Raw genomic sequence first — 16,265 nt, 5'->3', positions numbered from 1 at the left:
GGAGCCCGGCTGCAGGCAAAAAAAATATACGCTAAAGTGATGCGACGACCACAAAGTCAGAAACACTTCAGCGCGGAAATTCTACCAGAAAAAAGGCCCAATAAGAAAACTACCGGTGGGGCGAGATACTAAGGATGCACAGCACTAATGAGAATAAAAAGGCAAACAAAAAAAGGGCGGAATATATCCGCCCTTTTTCACACCAAAAATACTGAAAATTAATGCTCAGGATAATCAGCAGGTACGCGTGCATTACCCTCAGTGGTGCGGGGAGCAGACGTCAGGTAGGTCGCGGCGTTATGAATATCCTCATCCGTCATGTGCTTGGCAACGGCGCGCATCTGGCCCATGGGGTCATTGGCACGACTACCGTCACGCCATTTCTTCAGCTGATTGACCAGGTAGACATATTTCTGACCGCCGATCATCGGATAAACCGGCGCGGCACCGCGTCCGTTGAATCCGTGACAGCTGTAACAGGAGGTAATACCCCGTTCTGTGGCGCCATACATCACCAGGGATTTACCCAGATGGCGCACACCTACCGGGTTACCCAACTCTTTAACCTGGGCCATGTCGGAGGACGCCAGCTCTTTACTCAGGCTGTTGGCGTAGGCGGCTACATCAACACGATCCTGGGCGCTGAGGCCCTTGGCATTGCTGTTCATGATAAACATGGTGGTATCTGTACGCTTGTCGGTGGCGAAATCTTCGAGCTGCTTCACCAGGAAGACATGGCCCTGACCTGCCAGACGCGGCGTACCCATGGCGTCGTCACCCATGGCGTCCTGGCCATGGCAACTGTTACAGGCAGGCACATCACCTTTACCATTCATGTAGATATTTTTACCGTTTTCGATATTGCCCTGGCTTGCACCAGAGGCAAACGCTGCAGATGCAGCAAACAGTGTCGCAACCGCTGATGCTTTTATTATGAAATGCATAGGAACACTCCCTCCCAACCAATTGTTAATTCGTATTAGGCAATTCGATTATTATTTGCCCGGCTCACGCCTTTATTTATTTGATCAACTGTGACCCACCAACCGCGAACAAATCTGCCTCTTTATATTTGGACCTTCTCAGCAGACCTGCCCAGCGTATTACGTTATTTGCCAACACCCCAGGAGCTACAGCAAAAACTCATACGCCAAACAACAAACAGGTTCTCAGGAAGAACCCTTTTTCAACAGCAAGGATGCAACAAAAAATGACACGATGGTCACGACCAGATAAATAAGCCCTATTGTAGCGTCAATACCCATTTCCAAACCCCTCCCAGATCAGTGCCTATAAAATTAGCGGCCATGTATATCACGATTACCAATGACCGGACAAGCAAACGGCGCTCAGTATATATCACGTTTCCGCCAACTTACCAGACTCAAACGAGATTGATTTAACTGAGTATTTTATTAGGTTATAGGGCGCATTTACCGATCAGCGGCCAACACCTCCGGTGTTTGACCTTGCCGCAAGCCCACAACATACTCAGGACAGAATGCAGATTCGATTCAGGTGCCACAAGAAGACCTGGCCCCCTACTTCAACACAGACATATTGAGCTAATCCTGCCATGGTGCAACGAGGATACCGGACCCTGGTGTTATGGGTCATCTGGGCGGCCGCCGCCGTCATCATCTACCTGGGGCTTTACCTGGATACCGAGGTATGGGATTTCATCCAACGCGACCCCAGCCGTATCACCTGGGCCATTATCGGCCTGTTCGGCATGGGGGTTGCCACCAGCTTTGTGCTGACCGTCCTGCTTACCCTGGAGTCGGTCAGGATCGATGGGCTGGAAGAGGTGGCCAAACGTGATGGCTGGCTGGGCATCGCGCAGGTCGATAAAAGGGGTTGTGTGGCGGAATTCTTTCGCTCACTGCGCGCCATCGTCAACAATAATGGCGAACTCAACATCGAGGCCCTGGTGGATGTGGAGTTCTCCATTTACCAGCGCACCGCCCATGCCCTGGAGATCATCGGCAACCTGTTAATCACCCTGGGTCTGATCGGCACCGTGGTGGGCCTCACCCTGACCCTCACCGGTCTCACCAACTCGCTGGATTCACTGGGCCAGGATCAGGACCAGCTGTTATCCGGCCTGCGTGGCGCCATGGCCGGCATGGGCACCGCCTTCTACACCACCTTGCTGGGTGCGGTGCTGGGCGGTGTGCTGCTGCGCATCTTCGCCCATATTGACGAAAATGGCGTCGAAAGCCTGGAAGACACGCTGACCCGCGTTTGTCTGGTGTATTGTTCCGCCGACCTCAAACCCTCGCTGGAACGCGACCTGCGCCTGATCAATGCCGACATCAGCGACATGAGCCGCAACATCGAAGGCCTGCATAAACTGCTCACCAACACCCGCCAGGCGATGAGCGAATTCGCCACCGAGATCAAACAACCCGGCCAGGACATGGACATCGATCACCTGCGCGAGATGGTCAGGCTACGCGAGGCCTACGTAAAGACCCTGGCACTGGAGATCAAACTCAAGCAGGCCGAACGTGGCCTGCTCGGCTATCTGTTTGGCAACCGACGCAAATAGCCCACCGCACCCGCAAACCCACTCACCACCATGCGCAAGAAACGCCGCTCATCCCCGCCCAATATCTACGAGATGTTTTCCGACATCGCCCTGCTGATGCTGGCGACGTTCATTTTTCTGTTGGTCACCATTCTCATCACCGCGCGCATGGCCGAGCAGTATCAGGCGCCCCGACTCAAGGATGCCATCGCCAACCTGCAGGCCGAGCTCGACCAGGCCAAGGCCGATCGCACACGGCTGATGGCCAACATGGATGCCCTCGCCAGCCTGTCGCCCGACGGCCAGATGGAGAAGGCGCTGGCCGCCAGCGGCCTCGACAAGGGTAAAAATCGCAAGGATTTCGACGTCTTCGTCAAGGGCCTGCGCGATCTGCCCGGCGACAGCCTGCACCTGCTGGTCGACGCCACCGGCTCCATGCACGGGGTTAGCGAATTTCTCATTCCCATATTGCGCATCATCGTCATCCGCTCCGGCAAGAAGCTCGATGCGCTCACCTGGTTCTCCGACGGCAAGGCCGACACCTACCGCGGCACCATGGGCGCCATGTTTGACCGGCTGATGGAGGGCGCACCCTTCATCGGCGCCAATGAGACCATCGGCCACGGTTTCACCTACGCCGCCGAACACGCCCCTATACCCGGCGCCTATCTGCTCATCGGCGACGAGCCCCCTGCCGACCGCATCCACTATTTCCATATCCCCAGCCCGGTCTACACCCTGCCCATCGGCCGCGACAATCCCGACACCACCTGGCATTACCAGAAACTGGCCGATGAAACCGGCGGCAAGATGCTGCATCTGGAGCTGAAGTAGTTCTGTTCACCCTCTGCGCCAGGGCTTACCCCGGATGTCGACAGCCTGCGCATGGCCGCATCCCACGCACAGGCACAGGCACAGGCACACGGATTCGCATACCCCGCACCCGCCAGTTATTGTAGAATGATCGGCTTGCGGGCCGCGCCCGATGTCTGATTAACGATACCCAATGCCTTCAAAGAGACCTTCTGATGCTTGACAAGATTTCCCCGCGACTATGGGCCATTGCCATTATGTGTGCCTGGGGCGGCGCGATTCTGTGGTTTGGCCTGGTGAGTTTCGCCCCCTACGGACTGGATGAGGGCGCCGCCATGGCGCTGCTGCTCAACTGGTCGGTAGTCGACCAGGTCGTCAACCCGGTCACCACCTATGGTGGCCCGGATTTCCGCGCCCTGCTGTTCATCCCACTGGGGCTGTACTGGTCGGGCAGCATGGTCGCCGCCAAGGTCTTCACCCTGATGGTCTGTTTTGGCGCCACCATGTTGTTGTACCACTGGGCAAAAAGCCGCGCCGAATCCTATGCCGACGAGGCCGCCCTGATCGCCACCGGCCTGTTGCTGATCTCGCCGATGCTATTGCAGCAGGCCGACAGCATGGGCGTGGGGCCGTACCTCATCGGCGCCTTCGGCCTCGGCTGGATCCTCGATGCCCGTTACCGCGCCTCCGAACACAGCATTTCCAGCCTGTATTTTGTGCAGACTCTGCTGGTGGCGATCAGCATCACCCTGCATCCCATGGGGCTGGCCTATCCGCTGGCCCTGGCCTGGCACTGGCACAGAAACCCCAAGTCCGGCCCTAACTCGCAGCAGCAGAAAAAACAGGTCTGGACCGGGCTCGCCATCGCCTCCGGCATCATCCTTGCCATGCAGACCGGCTGGATCGCCCTCAACTGGCTGGAAAACCCGTTTTACTCGCTAAGCCTGGCCCTGCTCGGCAATACCGCCGGGCTGATTGAAGAGGTCAGCCTGGTGCCCGGCATCCTTGCCGCCCTGCTGCTGATCACCGTGCTGGCCAAACAGGGCCGCGCCCTGCTGGACGACCTGTTCGGCACCAGCCTGCTGCTGGCCCTGCTGATCGGGTTGTTCGTCGCCGACACCAACTGGGCCCTGCTGGCGCTGGTGGTGATCCTGTATTGCGGCACGCCACTACTGATCCGGGCCAATCTGGCGCTGGGCATACACGCCGGCTTTATCGGCCAGCGGGGTCTGGTGATGGCCGGGCTGCTGGTGCTGGCCACCCTCTTCATGCAGACCGACAAGGCCCACGGCGTGCGCCTGGAGAGCGGTCTGCTGCCCCCCACCGATGAACTGATCCAGGAACTGGTCCCCGAGGCCGCCGATCCCGAACGGCACTTTCTGGCCGCCAGCCAGTGGCCGGCCCGCACCATGCTGGCGGTGCGGGCCGACGTGCTGCCGCTGCCGCCCGCGGCCGACTCCGCGAGCGAGCAGCTGGCGATGATCAAGGGCATCACCCATCTCATCTTCAACCACAACGATCCGGACAATACCCAGCTGGCAAAAAATTTCCGCGAGCTGACCGATGCCACCATCACCCTCAGCCGTCAGCCCAGCGGGGTGATACTCGCCGTGCGCGATGCGCCGCAGCAGGACCCGCACGCGCCCCAGCCGGCTCCGGCCGTGAGCGGTGACACACCGGCCGTCGTCAGCCAGCCGGAAACGCCCTGAGGGATGTGGCGCAATGACTATACTTGAGTCATGGAGCCATACCGTTTTTCGCTGTTGTTAACAATTTTTTTACGGCCCAATTCGGGCAGATCTATTCCACAGACGCTTCCCGCCGGCCCTGACGTCGGGGCCATGCCGGAACCAACGAGACAACACCTATGAAGCGTATAAAAACCGTCGATGACAACCTTATCGAGGTCAATGTCAAAACCCATTATCTCGCAGAGCAATCCGCGCCGGAGCAGGAGCGTTTCGTCTTTTCCTACAATGTGACGCTCTATAATGCGGGCAATGTCGCCGCAAAGCTGATGACGCGCCACTGGATCATCACCGACGCCAATGGCAATGTGCAGGAGGTGCACGGTGAGGGTGTGGTGGGCGAGAAACCCTACCTGCGCCCCGGCGAAAGTTTCGAATACACCAGCGGCACGGTGCTTGAGACCCCGGTGGGCAGCATGCAGGGCAGCTACCAGATGGTCACTGACGACGGCCTGGCCTTTGACGCCGATATCCCCGCCTTTACCCTGGCCTTGCCGCACACCCTGCACTAAATCCGACCGGCACCTGGGCAGGCTTCTATTTACGGTTATGGCGCCGCAGGCGGATCGTAACCGCGTCAAGCCAGCGCGCCATTCTGCTCCAGAACCACTCCAGCAGGCGACGATAACGGGGACGTATCAGCCAGGCCTCCAGCCGACACTCCTCACTGGCGGCAATATCGGTTGCAAACAGCTCACGGATGCGCGCGGCAAATCGACTGTTTTCAATCTCCTGGTTCGCCTCCAGGTTCCAGCGCAGGTTCCAGCTGTCCACATTACTGGAACCCAGCGAGGTCCAGTCATCACACAGCAGCACCTTGGCATGTAAAAACCGCGGCTGGTATTCGAAGATACGCACCCCCGCTCGCAGCAGGTAATAGTAATAACGGTGTCCGGCATAGCGTACTGCCGGGTGGTCAGAGATCGGGCCCGGACATACCAGACGCACATCCACGCCGCGCCGCGCCGCCTTCTTCAGGGCCCGTAACAGGCTGCGAGAGGGGGCGAAATAGGCCGTCATCATCCACACATGGCGCTCGGCCGTGCGCACCCGCTTAAGAAAGGACCGCTGAATGACCGCCGCCCCAAAACGGCGCCCACCACAGAGATGGCCGGCCTGATCAAAGCCGCCATTCCCCTGCACGGCATCGCTGCGGGCATATTTCGCACCGGGCTCAGGCAGCGACTGCCGCATCCAGTAGCGCCAGTTATCCTGGAACACCGTATGCCAATCCGCCACCACCGGGCCCCGCACCTGCACCGCCGTATCGTGCCAATAGGTCGCGGGATTGCTGGTCACGTCAAACGCATCCGCCAGCCCCATGCCGCCGATAAACGCCGTGGCACCATCCACCACCATCAGCTTGCGATGATCACGCAACAGGTTTCGGCGCAGCTCGCCATAGCGTAACGGGTTGTACATCACCAGCCCGATGCCGGCCTGCTGGATACGCTGCCGGTCCAGGACGGTCAGATCGTGCGCGCCGAAATCATCAAACAATAAATAGACATCCACACCACGCTTTACGGCCTCGGCCCAGGCGCTGATAAAGCGGTCCATCAGCGCGCCGGATTCCACCAGATACATTTCCAGCAGGATCTGCGCCTGCGCCGCATCGATACAGGCGAGCATGGCGTCAAAAATCTCATTGCCATCGACCAACAACCCAAATTCGTTGCCCTCATGCCAGGGGAAGTCATAGCCTGCCTTCATTAGCATAAGCAGCGCCATAATCTTTTGTGCCGTGCAATATTCATATGCGCAGTGTAACGGGTATCACCGGCAATGAAATGGATAATGCCCGGGAGCCTGCCGGCGCAGGCCGCTTCCAGAAAGCATTCAAGATTTTACCCCGCTGGCCGTCATTTTCCCCGTGATCCGTATTTATCCCTGACGTCCCATAATCAATAGCACACAAACACCATGAACAATCCGCCACTCCTCGATCCAGCGTCCATGAGCCAGGAACAGGTCGACGCCATCCTGCGCGGCGCCACCATTCCTTCGCCCCCGCAGGTCATTGTTGATCTGCAGATGGAAATGGCCATGCCGGACCCTGATCTCAACGCGATGGCGACACTAATCTCCGGCGATGCCGGTCTGGCGGGCGGAGTATTGAAGACCATCAATGCCGGGATTTACGGGGGCGGCGGCGAGATCACCTCCATCTCCAAGGCCGTGATGATGCTGGGCATGAACACCCTGATGCGCATCATCAACACCCTCAGCCTGCGCAATGAAATGATGAACATGGAGGATATCCCGGACCGGCTGTTTGCCGCCATGAATGGCTTCTGGGATTCCGCCAGCGACGTGGCCCACAGCAGCGTGTTGATCGCGCAGCGGCTGAGCTTTTCACGCCCCGACCATGCCTATGCCCTGGGCCTGTTCCACAACGTGGGCATCCCCCTGCTGATGCTGAAATACGACAATTATGCGGAGGTGATGCGCGAATCCTACGAGAAGCCGTCACCGCGCATCGTCGATACCGAAAACCGGCTGATGGATACCAATCACGCCGTGGTGGGCTTTTTTGTGGCCCGCGCCTGGAGGCTACCCACCCATCTGTGCAACCTCATCTCCCAGCATCACAATGTGGAAATCTTTCAGGACCCCGGCATCCCGGACAGCGAAGACAAGACACTGCTGGCCATTCTCAAAATGGCCGAACATGTCAGTGGCCTGTACCGCTGCATCGGCGGGCAACCCAATAATCTCGAATGGAACCAGGCGGGCAAACCCATTCTGGAATACCTCGGCCTGAGCAGTGTGGATTTTGACGACATCATCAGCCAGGCCCACGATAGCGGGCTGGGACAACATCAGTACTTTATGTAACGGACAATCGCCAGGCTTTCGTCAACCGGCAACACCACACCGATCACCTCCGGGCGTTCAGCTCACCAGCAGCTGACCATCCGCCACCCGCACCGCCTTTTCCCCCGACAGCACCGCCTGCAGCTCATTGCCGACCAGGACGGCGCGCCAACCGTGCAGCAGCAGGCTTTCCTCATCGCCCACCACCAGCGCCTCCAGCTGCTTGCGGCTGGCCAGCAGGGCCGGGCTGACATCGTGCTCGTTTCCGCGCAGCCGCAGCACCGCCAGCAGCAGATCCACCACGGCATCCTGCTCCGGCGCCAGACGCTGACTCTTGGGGCGCGTTGGCCAGCTCGCGGGATCGGTGGCCCGCGCCTCGGCGATGACCTTCAGCAGGGCCTCGCCGTGGCGCTTCAGATCCCGCTCCTCGATGCCGCGAATCTTCGCCATATCCTCGATCTGCTGCGGCGAACGACGCGCCAGATCCACCATCACCTCATCCTTGAAGATCCAGCGTCGCGGCCGGTTGCTGGCCTGCGCCCGCGCCTCGCGCCAGATCGCCAGGCCGCGTAACACGGCCAGCTGTGCCGAAGACAGCTTTTGTGCGCCGCGCACCCGCTTCCACAGGTTTTCCGCCGCCGGCGCATAGGTGGCCAGATCACTCATCTCGTCAAAGTCTTTCTGCAGCCACTGCAGCCGGCCCTTGCTGCCCAGTTCCTCCACCTGCTGGTGATAGACGGCGAACAGATAGCGCACATCATCGGCGGCATAGCTGACCTGCTCGGCATCCAGCGGGCGCTGGCTCCAGTCGGTGCGGGTGGCCATTTTATCCAGGTTCACGCCCAGCATCTGCTGCACCAGATTGGCATAACCCACCTGTTCTCCAAAGCCCATCAGGGTGGCGGCGATCTGCGAGTCAAACAGGGGACGCGGCACATCGCCGCGCAGATCATAAAAGATCTCCATGTCCTGCCGCGCACTGTGCATCACCTTCACCACCGACGGGTCATAGATAATGTCCAGCAGGGGATCGAGATCCAGCGCCAGCGGGTCGACACAGGCGATCACCCCCTCGGCGGCCACCTGTAACAGACATAACTGGGCGTAGTAGGTCTTTTCGCGCAGGAATTCGGTGTCCAGCGCCAGCACCGGCTGGCCGCGCAGTTTGTCACACAGTTCGGCCAGGCCGCGCTCGGTATCAATAAACAGGGGTTGATCGGGAAGTTCGGGCATATTCTCTATTACTCTCTTTGGTTGGCGACGCGTTGACCGTAATTGCTCACTATCGGATAACGCACTTGTCGCGCTATGATGTCGCTCATTATTCCATGGTCTGAATCAACATGGTACGACCTTGAAAAATCGACACCGGCAGAAAGGGTCAACCAGCAGCATGAACGCACTATTTCTACTGATCCTTAACCTCATGCGTCTGCGCGCCGCACCGCAGGATCTGCCCTGCTCACGATTTCTGATGCTGCTTTCCATCGGCAGCTACCTGCTGATGGGTCTGGTGATTGCCATGCTGGACCAAAGCGCGGGGCTGGCCCTGCTGTCGGCCGGGGTCGACACCGTGCTGTTGATCGGACTCGCCTACCTGCCGCTGTGGATTCGTGGTTATCAGGGCCGCGGCACACAGACCGTGACCGCCTTTGCCGCCACCGGCACCGTGTTTGAACTCATCGGCTGGCCACTGGTGGCCTACCTGCAACAGGTCAATGCCGACGACCCCAGCAGCCTTTCCCTGTTGCTGCTGGTGCTGATCATCTGGAACATCGTGGTGCTGGGCCACATCCTGCGCCACGCGGTCGAGGTGCCCATGTGGATCGGTTCCGGCATCGCCCTGCTCTATATCTACACCTCGATCCGCGTCATGGTGGCGCTGCAGATCGCCGGCACGGCCGTTGGCTAGGAGACGGACGATGCACATCCATATTCTGGGCATCTGTGGCACCTTCATGGGCGGCATCGCGCTGCTGGCGCGTGAGCTGGGCTTCGAGGTCAGCGGTGCGGACCAGAATGTCTATCCGCCCATGAGCACCCAGCTGGCCGACGCCGGCATCACCCTCACTGAGGGCTTCGATCCCTCCCAGCTGGATCCCGCACCGGACCTGGTGGTCATCGGCAACGCCCTCTCCCGTGGCAATCCCGCGGTGGAATGCGTGCTGGCGCGCGGCCTGCCCTATACCTCCGGGCCGGCCTTTCTGGCCGACTACCTGCTCAAAGACCGCTGGGTTCTGGCGGTCGCCGGCACCCACGGCAAGACCACCACGGCCTCCATGCTGGCCTGGATCCTGGAGGATGCCGGGCTGGCACCGGGATTTTTGATCGGCGGTGTGCCGCGCAACTTCGGGCTCTCCGCCCGTGCCGGGCGGGCGCCGTTTTTTGTGGTGGAGGCCGACGAATACGACACCGCCTTTTTCGACAAGCGTTCCAAATTCGTGCACTACCGACCCCGCACGGTGGTGCTGAACAACCTGGAATACGACCACGCCGACATTTTCCCCGACATCGAGGCCATCGAACGCCAGTTCCACCACCTGGTGCGCACCGTGCCCGGCAACGGCCTGATCATCGCCCCGCAGTCCGAACCGCACATCCAGCGGGTACTGGCGATGGGCTGCTGGACGCCCGTCGAGGCGATCAGCGATCAACCGGGGGAGGGCTGGTACGCCCGACTCCGGCAGGCCGATGGCAGCGAGTTCGAGGTCTTTTTCGGCGCTCGGTCCCAGGGCACCGTGCGCTGGGACTCACTGGGCCAGCACAACGTCAACAATGCCATCGCCGCCATTGCCGCCGCCCGTCACGCCGGGGTGCCGACCCACCACGCCATCGAGGCGCTGTGCAGTTTTCAGAGCCCGAAACGGCGCATGGAGATCCGCGGCGTGATCGACGGCATCACCGTGTACGACGATTTCGCCCACCATCCCACGGCCATCAAGACCACCCTCGGCGGCCTGCGCGCCAGGGTCGGGTCCGCCGGCCGCATCATCGCGGTACTGGAACCCCGTTCCAACACCATGCGCCTGGGGGTGCACAAGGACACGCTGGGCCCTTCGCTGGAGGCGGCCGACGAAGTGCTGCTGTACACCCCGGCGGACATGGACTGGGATGCCTCCGCCGTCACTCGGCATCTGGGCGCGCGGGCCCAAACCTTTGCCGATGTCGACGCCCTCGCCCGCCAGCTTGCCGCCAGCGCCCGCCGCGGCGACCACATCCTGATCATGAGCAACGGCGCCTTTGGTGGACTGCATGAGAAACTGCTAGGCTATTTGAAAACCAACCGTGTGTAAGCCAGCCTAATGTCGCCAGCCGCCGTCACCCCAACCACCACCGCCGACACCATCACCCTCGCCATTACCGGCGCCTCGGGCGTGCAATACGGGCTGCGGTTGCTGGACTGCCTGCTCGCCGCCGGGGTGCGGGTCAAGCTGCTGATCTCGGCCGCCGCGCAGGTGGTGATCGCCACCGAAACCGATCTCGCCCTGCCCGGCCGGGCCGCCGAACAGCAGGCCTTTCTGGCCGCCCGTTACGGCGCGGCGCAGGGACAGCTGACGGTCTTCTCCCGGGAACAGTGGACCGCCTCGCTGGCCAGCGGCTCCAACACCGCCCGGGCCATGGTGGTTTGCCCCTGCAGCTCCGCGACCCTGTCCGCCATCGCCGTGGGGGCCAGCAAGGACCTGATCGAGCGCGCCGCTGATGTGATGCTCAAGGAGCGCCGCCAGCTGATACTGCTGCACCGCGAAATGCCGGTGTCCGCCATACACCTGGAAAACATGCTCAAGCTCGCGCAGCTGGGGGTGACGATCATGCCGGCCAGTCCCGGCTTTTATCACCACCCCACCGGCATTGCAGACCTGATAGACTTTGTCGTCGCCCGCATCATGGACCACCTCAGGCTGGAGCATGAGCTGATACCGCGCTGGGGGGCAGAAACGGAATAGGCCAGACCGTTACCCGAAAAACCATGAGCAAACTCATCATCCCCCTGTTTCCCCTGCACGCCGTGCTGTTCCCCGGCGGCACGCTGCCATTGCGCATCTTCGAACCGCGCTATCTCGACATGGTGAGCGACTGCATGAAAAACCAGAAAGGTTTTGGTGTGTGTCTGATCCGCGAGGGATCCGAGGTGGGCAAGGCCGCCGACACCTACGAGGTCGGCACCCTCAGCGAGATCAGTTATTTCAACCAGCAGTCCGATGGCCTGCTCGGCATCACCGCCCAGGGTCGGCAGCGTTTCAAGATCATTTCGCAACAGGTGCAGGCCAACCAGCTGACCACGGCCGAGGTGATCCTGCTGGAAAATGAAAATTCCGGCCCCCTGCCCAAGCCGTACGTGCGCATCGCAGACACCCTGCGCAAACTGCTGGAGCAGCTGGATTATCCCTTCATCAAAATGGAAAAAAGATACGACGACGCCAGCTGGGTCAGCAGCCGGCTGGCTGAACTGTTGCCGATCCGACTCGAACAGAAACAATACTTCTTACAGTTAGATGATCCGTTACAACGACTGGAACGGCTGGCCGCGCTAATGGACGAGATGGATATCAGCTGAACGCGGTCTGACCTGCTGAGCACTGAAGCATTGGCGGGGTGTAATACGCCCGCCGACCGGAAGGCTATTTCACGGTCACCCGCGCAAAACGGCGTTTACCGACCTGATAGACATGCTGGCTGCCGGCGGCGATGCTAAGCCGCTCATCGTCGACGCGCTCACCGTCGATACGCACCGCACCCTGCTTGATCATGCGCATGGCGTCCGAGGTGCTGCCCACCAGATCGGCCTGCTTCAACAGGTTGCCAATCACCAGATGGCCCTCGCTGGACTGCAATTCGATCTCCGGCATTTCGTCCGGCATGGCACCCTTCTGAAAGCGGGCGATAAAGGCTTCCCTGGCGCTATCGGCCGCCGCCTGATCGTGAAACCGCGTAATAATCTCTTCACATAACAGGAACTTTATGTCGCGGGGATTGGTGCCTTCCGCCACCTGCTGTTTGAATCCCTCGATCTCGCTCATCGGCCGGAAACTCAGCAGTTCAAAATAGCGCCACATCAGCGGGTCAGAGATCGACATCAGCTTGCCAAACATCTCGTCAGCCGGCTCATCGATACCGATGTAGTTGCCCAGTGACTTGGACATCTTCTGCACCCCGTCCAGCCCCTCCAGCAAGGGCATGGTGAGCACCACCTGTGGCTCCTGGCCAAAGGCCTTCTGCAACTCACGCCCCACCAGCAGGTTGAATTTCTGGTCAGTACCGCCCAGCTCCACATCCGCCTTCATCGCCACCGAGTCGTATCCCTGGATCAGCGGATACAGGAATTCGTGGATCGCGATGGGCTGGCCGGTTTTATAACGCTTGCTGAAATCATCGCGCTCCAGCATGCGCGCCACGGTATGCTTGGCCGCCAGCTGGATCAGCTCGGCGGTGTTCATCGCATTCATCCAGCTGGAATTGAACATCACCAGGGTCTTTTCCGGATCGAGGATCTTGAAGATCTGCTGCTCGTAGGTGCGCGCATTCTCGATCACCTCATCGCGGGTCAGCGGCGGGCGGGTGGCATTCTTGCCAGTAGGGTCACCGATCATGCCGGTAAAGTCGCCGATCAGGAACAGTACCTCATGGCCCAGATCCTGGAACTGGCGCAGCTTGTTGATGAGCACGGTATGCCCCAGATGCAGATCCGGCGCGGTCGGATCAAAGCCGGCCTTGATGCGCAGCGGTTTGCCCCGCTCCAGCTTGGTCTTCAGCTCTGCCTCAAGGAGTAACTCTTCCGCGCCGCGTTTGATCTGCTCCAGGGCCTGGTTGACTGCTGACATAATCGTCTCTCGAATGGTTTTCAGGGGGAAAGCGGCTGCGGATTATAGCGAATATTCACCGCACCCGGGCGATTTTTGCCGGGCGTTCCCTGCGATACCGCGCAAATCCTCATCGACCGGCGGGGCAGCCAAAATCCTGCTAAAGCCTCCCCACTGCCTGCCGATAGTCAAGGTCATGCAATAAATGCGCTTGAACGGCCTGTTGACGGCACCCAATAACAAAGAAAACCAACAAAGAGATCTGAACACACTATGGCTGTCCCCATTACCGTCGTCGATGACTCGAAAATTTCCCGCAAGATGGTCATTCGCGCCCTGCCGCCCAGCTGGAAGGTGGACATTACCCAGGCGGAAAACGGGGTGGAGGCCCTGGCCGCCTATCGTGAGGGCAAGGCAGAGATCATGTTCCTCGACCTCACCATGCCGGTGATGGACGGCTACGAGACCCTGGAGCACCTGCAAAAAGAACAACTCAACACCTTCGTGATTGTCATTTCCGCCGACATTCAGCCCGAGGCCCAGCAACGGGTGAAAAAACTCGGCGCGATGGCCTTCATCAAAAAGCCGGTAAAAACCACGGACATCGAAAATGTACTGCGCGAATACGGAATCATCTGACACCACCATGACCATGCAAGCCTATACGGAAGACCAGAACGACGCCCTGCAAGAGGTGGTGAATATCGCCATGGGTCAGGCCGGCGACTCGCTGGCCCGCATCCTCGGCAACTTTGTGGAGCTATCGGTGCCTCGCATCCGCCTGGTGACGGTGAAGGATGTGATCAGCACCGTTACCGAGATGGTGGATACCAATGCCGAAATCTCGGCGGTGCGGCAGGCCTTTTCCAATTCTCTGCGGGGCGAGGCGATTGTGGTGTTTGCCCAGTCCGGGGCGGACGATCTGGCCGACCTCATGGGCTACGACACCGACCTGGATCAGTCCGCTGAACAGGAACTATTGCTGGAGGTCAGCAATCTCCTGGTCGGCGCAATCATTACCGGCATCGCCGAAACCCTGGAGACCGATCTCAGCTTCTCGGCTCCCTCGCTGATGGCGGAACGCAAACCGCTGGATCAGGTGCTGATACCCGAACAACTCTCCTGGTCGCACGCCCTGCTGATGGAGGTCAACTTCACCGTCGAGGGTCGCGACTTCAAGTGCCACATATTGATGTTTATGACCGAAGAGGCCATCGACACCCTGCGGAGTATTCTCGACGATTTCATGGATGCCATTTAGGCGTTACGCCAGCCATCATCCTTTCATGTCAGAGCCTGCAGACAACATCCCCGATAACCTATCCACGCTGCTGAATTTTATTGTCGAGCGTGCCAACGTCGGCATTTTTGTCATCAACCGTGAACGCGAGATCGTGCTGTGGAATCAGTTCATGGAGATCAACAGCGAGCACAAGGCAGACACGGTGATCGGCCGCAATCTGTTTGAGGCCTTCCCCGAATTACCGCAGAAATGGCTGGATCGAAAGATCGAGAATGTCTTCATCCTCAAGAACTTTTCCTTCAGCTCCTGGGAACAACGCCCCTATCTGTTCAGGTTTGCCCACAACCGTCCCGTGACCGGCGGCGTCGACTGCATGCGTCAGGACTGCACCCTGATGCCGGTCAAGGACGATGCAGGCGAAGTGCAGTTTATCTGCTTCACACTACTCGATGTCACTGACACCAGCATCTATCAATCGAAACTACAGGAAACCACGGAAAAACTGCGCGAACTCAGCAACAAGGATGGCCTGACCAAACTCTTCAATCGGCGCTATATCGAAGAAACCATCTCCCATGAATATGATCGTGCGCGCCGCTATGGCAACCCATTTTCCGTAATTCTCACCGACATCGACTTCTTCAAGAAGGTCAACGACACCTACGGCCACCTCGCCGGTGATGCGGTGCTGCGGGTCGTCTCCGGGCGTCTTAGCGAGGCCCTGCGTGACACCGATGTCCTGGGACGTTATGGCGGCGAGGAATTCATCATCGCCTTACCGGAAACCGATATCGAGGGGGCCGTAGTGGTCGCCGAACGCCTGCGCAAGGCCATCGCCAGCGCGCCCATTGAGGCGGAAGGTGAGATGTTGTCCATCACCATCAGCCTCGGCGTCACCGAATTGCGCGACACCACGGCGGCCTATCCACAACTCATCGCCGAGGCCGATCTCGGGCTCTACAAATCCAAGGAAAACGGCCGTAACTGCACCACCCGCTACCATCCCGATGTCGACAAGGATGGGGGCTGACCACCCGGGCCCGACAGGCTCCTAGCCAGCCACAGCCTTTCTGGCTTATGATTGAAGCGCTTATTGCTACAATGTATAAAATTAGTGAAAAGAATCGGTTAAACCGCGAGCATTTCACATTTTTATGTTCATTGACTGTCATCGGCGACCGATATATAACAAAACCATCCGATCAATCGGCCCATCGGTTTTTTGGGTGCGCTTTTACCGCACTCATCGAAACATTCAGGGTTGGCACCAATAGGTTAACGCACATATGCAACAATCCTGGCCACCCTACCGATCA

General features: G+C 59.3%; 16 protein-coding genes. 12 read left to right on the top strand and 4 right to left on the bottom strand.

From position 1 onward, the window contains the following. Positions 1–218 precede the first annotated feature (218 nt). Entirely contained in the window at positions 219–944 is a 726-nt protein-coding gene (locus RRB22_06300; protein MDT8384008.1) for a c-type cytochrome, read from the bottom strand. Between the two features lie 632 nt (positions 945–1,576). Between RRB22_06300 and RRB22_06295 the strand changes: the two genes are divergently transcribed. From RRB22_06295 to apaG, 4 genes are all read left to right on the top strand, one after another. Continuing rightward, complete coding sequence (locus RRB22_06295; GenBank protein ID MDT8384007.1) at positions 1,577–2,551, top strand: MotA/TolQ/ExbB proton channel family protein; 975 nt, start codon at positions 1,577–1,579, stop codon at positions 2,549–2,551. 30 nt (positions 2,552–2,581) lie between these two features. Next, positions 2,582–3,364: a hypothetical protein gene (locus RRB22_06290; GenBank protein ID MDT8384006.1), complete on the top strand. Its 783-nt coding sequence runs from the start codon at positions 2,582–2,584 to the stop codon at positions 3,362–3,364. Between the two features lie 194 nt (positions 3,365–3,558). Further along, positions 3,559–5,052 (top strand): hypothetical protein, encoded by a 1,494-nt coding sequence (locus tag RRB22_06285; protein MDT8384005.1) that lies wholly within the window; start codon positions 3,559–3,561, stop codon positions 5,050–5,052. A gap of 158 nt (positions 5,053–5,210) precedes the next feature. Continuing rightward, positions 5,211–5,603, top strand: coding sequence for a Co2+/Mg2+ efflux protein ApaG (gene apaG, locus RRB22_06280; protein ID MDT8384004.1), 393 nt, complete (start codon positions 5,211–5,213; stop codon positions 5,601–5,603). A gap of 25 nt (positions 5,604–5,628) precedes the next feature. Here the strand turns inward: apaG and RRB22_06275 are convergent, their stop codons facing one another. Beyond that, entirely contained in the window at positions 5,629–6,810 is a 1,182-nt protein-coding gene (locus tag RRB22_06275) for a phospholipase D-like domain-containing protein (GenBank protein ID MDT8384003.1), read from the bottom strand. A 204-nt stretch (positions 6,811–7,014) separates the two neighbouring features. Here RRB22_06275 and RRB22_06270 point away from each other — a divergent pair, with 204 nt between their 5' ends. Further along, positions 7,015–7,929 (top strand): HDOD domain-containing protein, encoded by a 915-nt coding sequence (locus tag RRB22_06270; GenBank protein MDT8384002.1) that lies wholly within the window; start codon positions 7,015–7,017, stop codon positions 7,927–7,929. 57 nt (positions 7,930–7,986) lie between these two features. Here the strand turns inward: RRB22_06270 and rnd are convergent, their stop codons facing one another. Then, the gene (rnd, locus tag RRB22_06265) at positions 7,987–9,141 is read right to left on the bottom strand and encodes a ribonuclease D (GenBank protein ID MDT8384001.1); all 1,155 of its coding nucleotides are present in this window, start codon (positions 9,139–9,141) and stop codon (positions 7,987–7,989) included. Positions 9,142–9,301: 160 nt separating this feature from the next. On the opposite strand from rnd, the gene RRB22_06260 reads away from it, so the two are divergent. The 4 genes from RRB22_06260 to RRB22_06245 are packed head-to-tail and all read left to right on the top strand — an operon-like array spanning position 9,302 to position 12,463. After that, positions 9,302–9,820 (top strand): hypothetical protein, encoded by a 519-nt coding sequence (locus RRB22_06260; GenBank protein ID MDT8384000.1) that lies wholly within the window; start codon positions 9,302–9,304, stop codon positions 9,818–9,820. Positions 9,821–9,830: 10 nt separating this feature from the next. Further along, entirely contained in the window at positions 9,831–11,201 is a 1,371-nt protein-coding gene (mpl, locus tag RRB22_06255) for a UDP-N-acetylmuramate:L-alanyl-gamma-D-glutamyl-meso-diaminopimelate ligase (GenBank protein MDT8383999.1), read from the top strand. 9 nt (positions 11,202–11,210) lie between these two features. Continuing rightward, positions 11,211–11,852, top strand: coding sequence for a flavin prenyltransferase UbiX (locus RRB22_06250; GenBank protein MDT8383998.1), 642 nt, complete (start codon positions 11,211–11,213; stop codon positions 11,850–11,852). A 23-nt stretch (positions 11,853–11,875) separates the two neighbouring features. Further along, a complete protein-coding gene (locus tag RRB22_06245) occupies positions 11,876–12,463 on the top strand; it encodes an LON peptidase substrate-binding domain-containing protein (protein ID MDT8383997.1) in 588 nt (195 codons plus the stop codon). Between the two features lie 64 nt (positions 12,464–12,527). Here the strand turns inward: RRB22_06245 and tyrS are convergent, their stop codons facing one another. Continuing rightward, positions 12,528–13,727 (bottom strand): tyrosine--tRNA ligase, encoded by a 1,200-nt coding sequence (gene tyrS, locus RRB22_06240; protein ID MDT8383996.1) that lies wholly within the window; start codon positions 13,725–13,727, stop codon positions 12,528–12,530. 252 nt (positions 13,728–13,979) lie between these two features. Here tyrS and RRB22_06235 point away from each other — a divergent pair, with 252 nt between their 5' ends. Genes RRB22_06235 through RRB22_06225 form a run of 3 tightly spaced genes read left to right on the top strand, consistent with a single transcriptional unit; the run spans position 13,980 to position 15,979 of the window. Beyond that, positions 13,980–14,345 (top strand): response regulator, encoded by a 366-nt coding sequence (locus tag RRB22_06235; protein MDT8383995.1) that lies wholly within the window; start codon positions 13,980–13,982, stop codon positions 14,343–14,345. Positions 14,346–14,352: 7 nt separating this feature from the next. Continuing rightward, positions 14,353–14,967: a chemotaxis protein CheC gene (locus RRB22_06230; GenBank protein MDT8383994.1), complete on the top strand. Its 615-nt coding sequence runs from the start codon at positions 14,353–14,355 to the stop codon at positions 14,965–14,967. Positions 14,968–14,992: 25 nt separating this feature from the next. Continuing rightward, positions 14,993–15,979 (top strand): diguanylate cyclase, encoded by a 987-nt coding sequence (locus RRB22_06225; GenBank protein ID MDT8383993.1) that lies wholly within the window; start codon positions 14,993–14,995, stop codon positions 15,977–15,979. The last annotated feature ends 286 nt before the right edge of the window (positions 15,980–16,265 follow it).

The organism is Gammaproteobacteria bacterium (assembly GCA_032250735.1).
In the GTDB taxonomy this organism is placed as follows: domain Bacteria; phylum Pseudomonadota; class Gammaproteobacteria; order SZUA-152; family SZUA-152; genus SZUA-152.
This window is presented reverse-complemented; position numbering and strand designations above follow the sequence as displayed.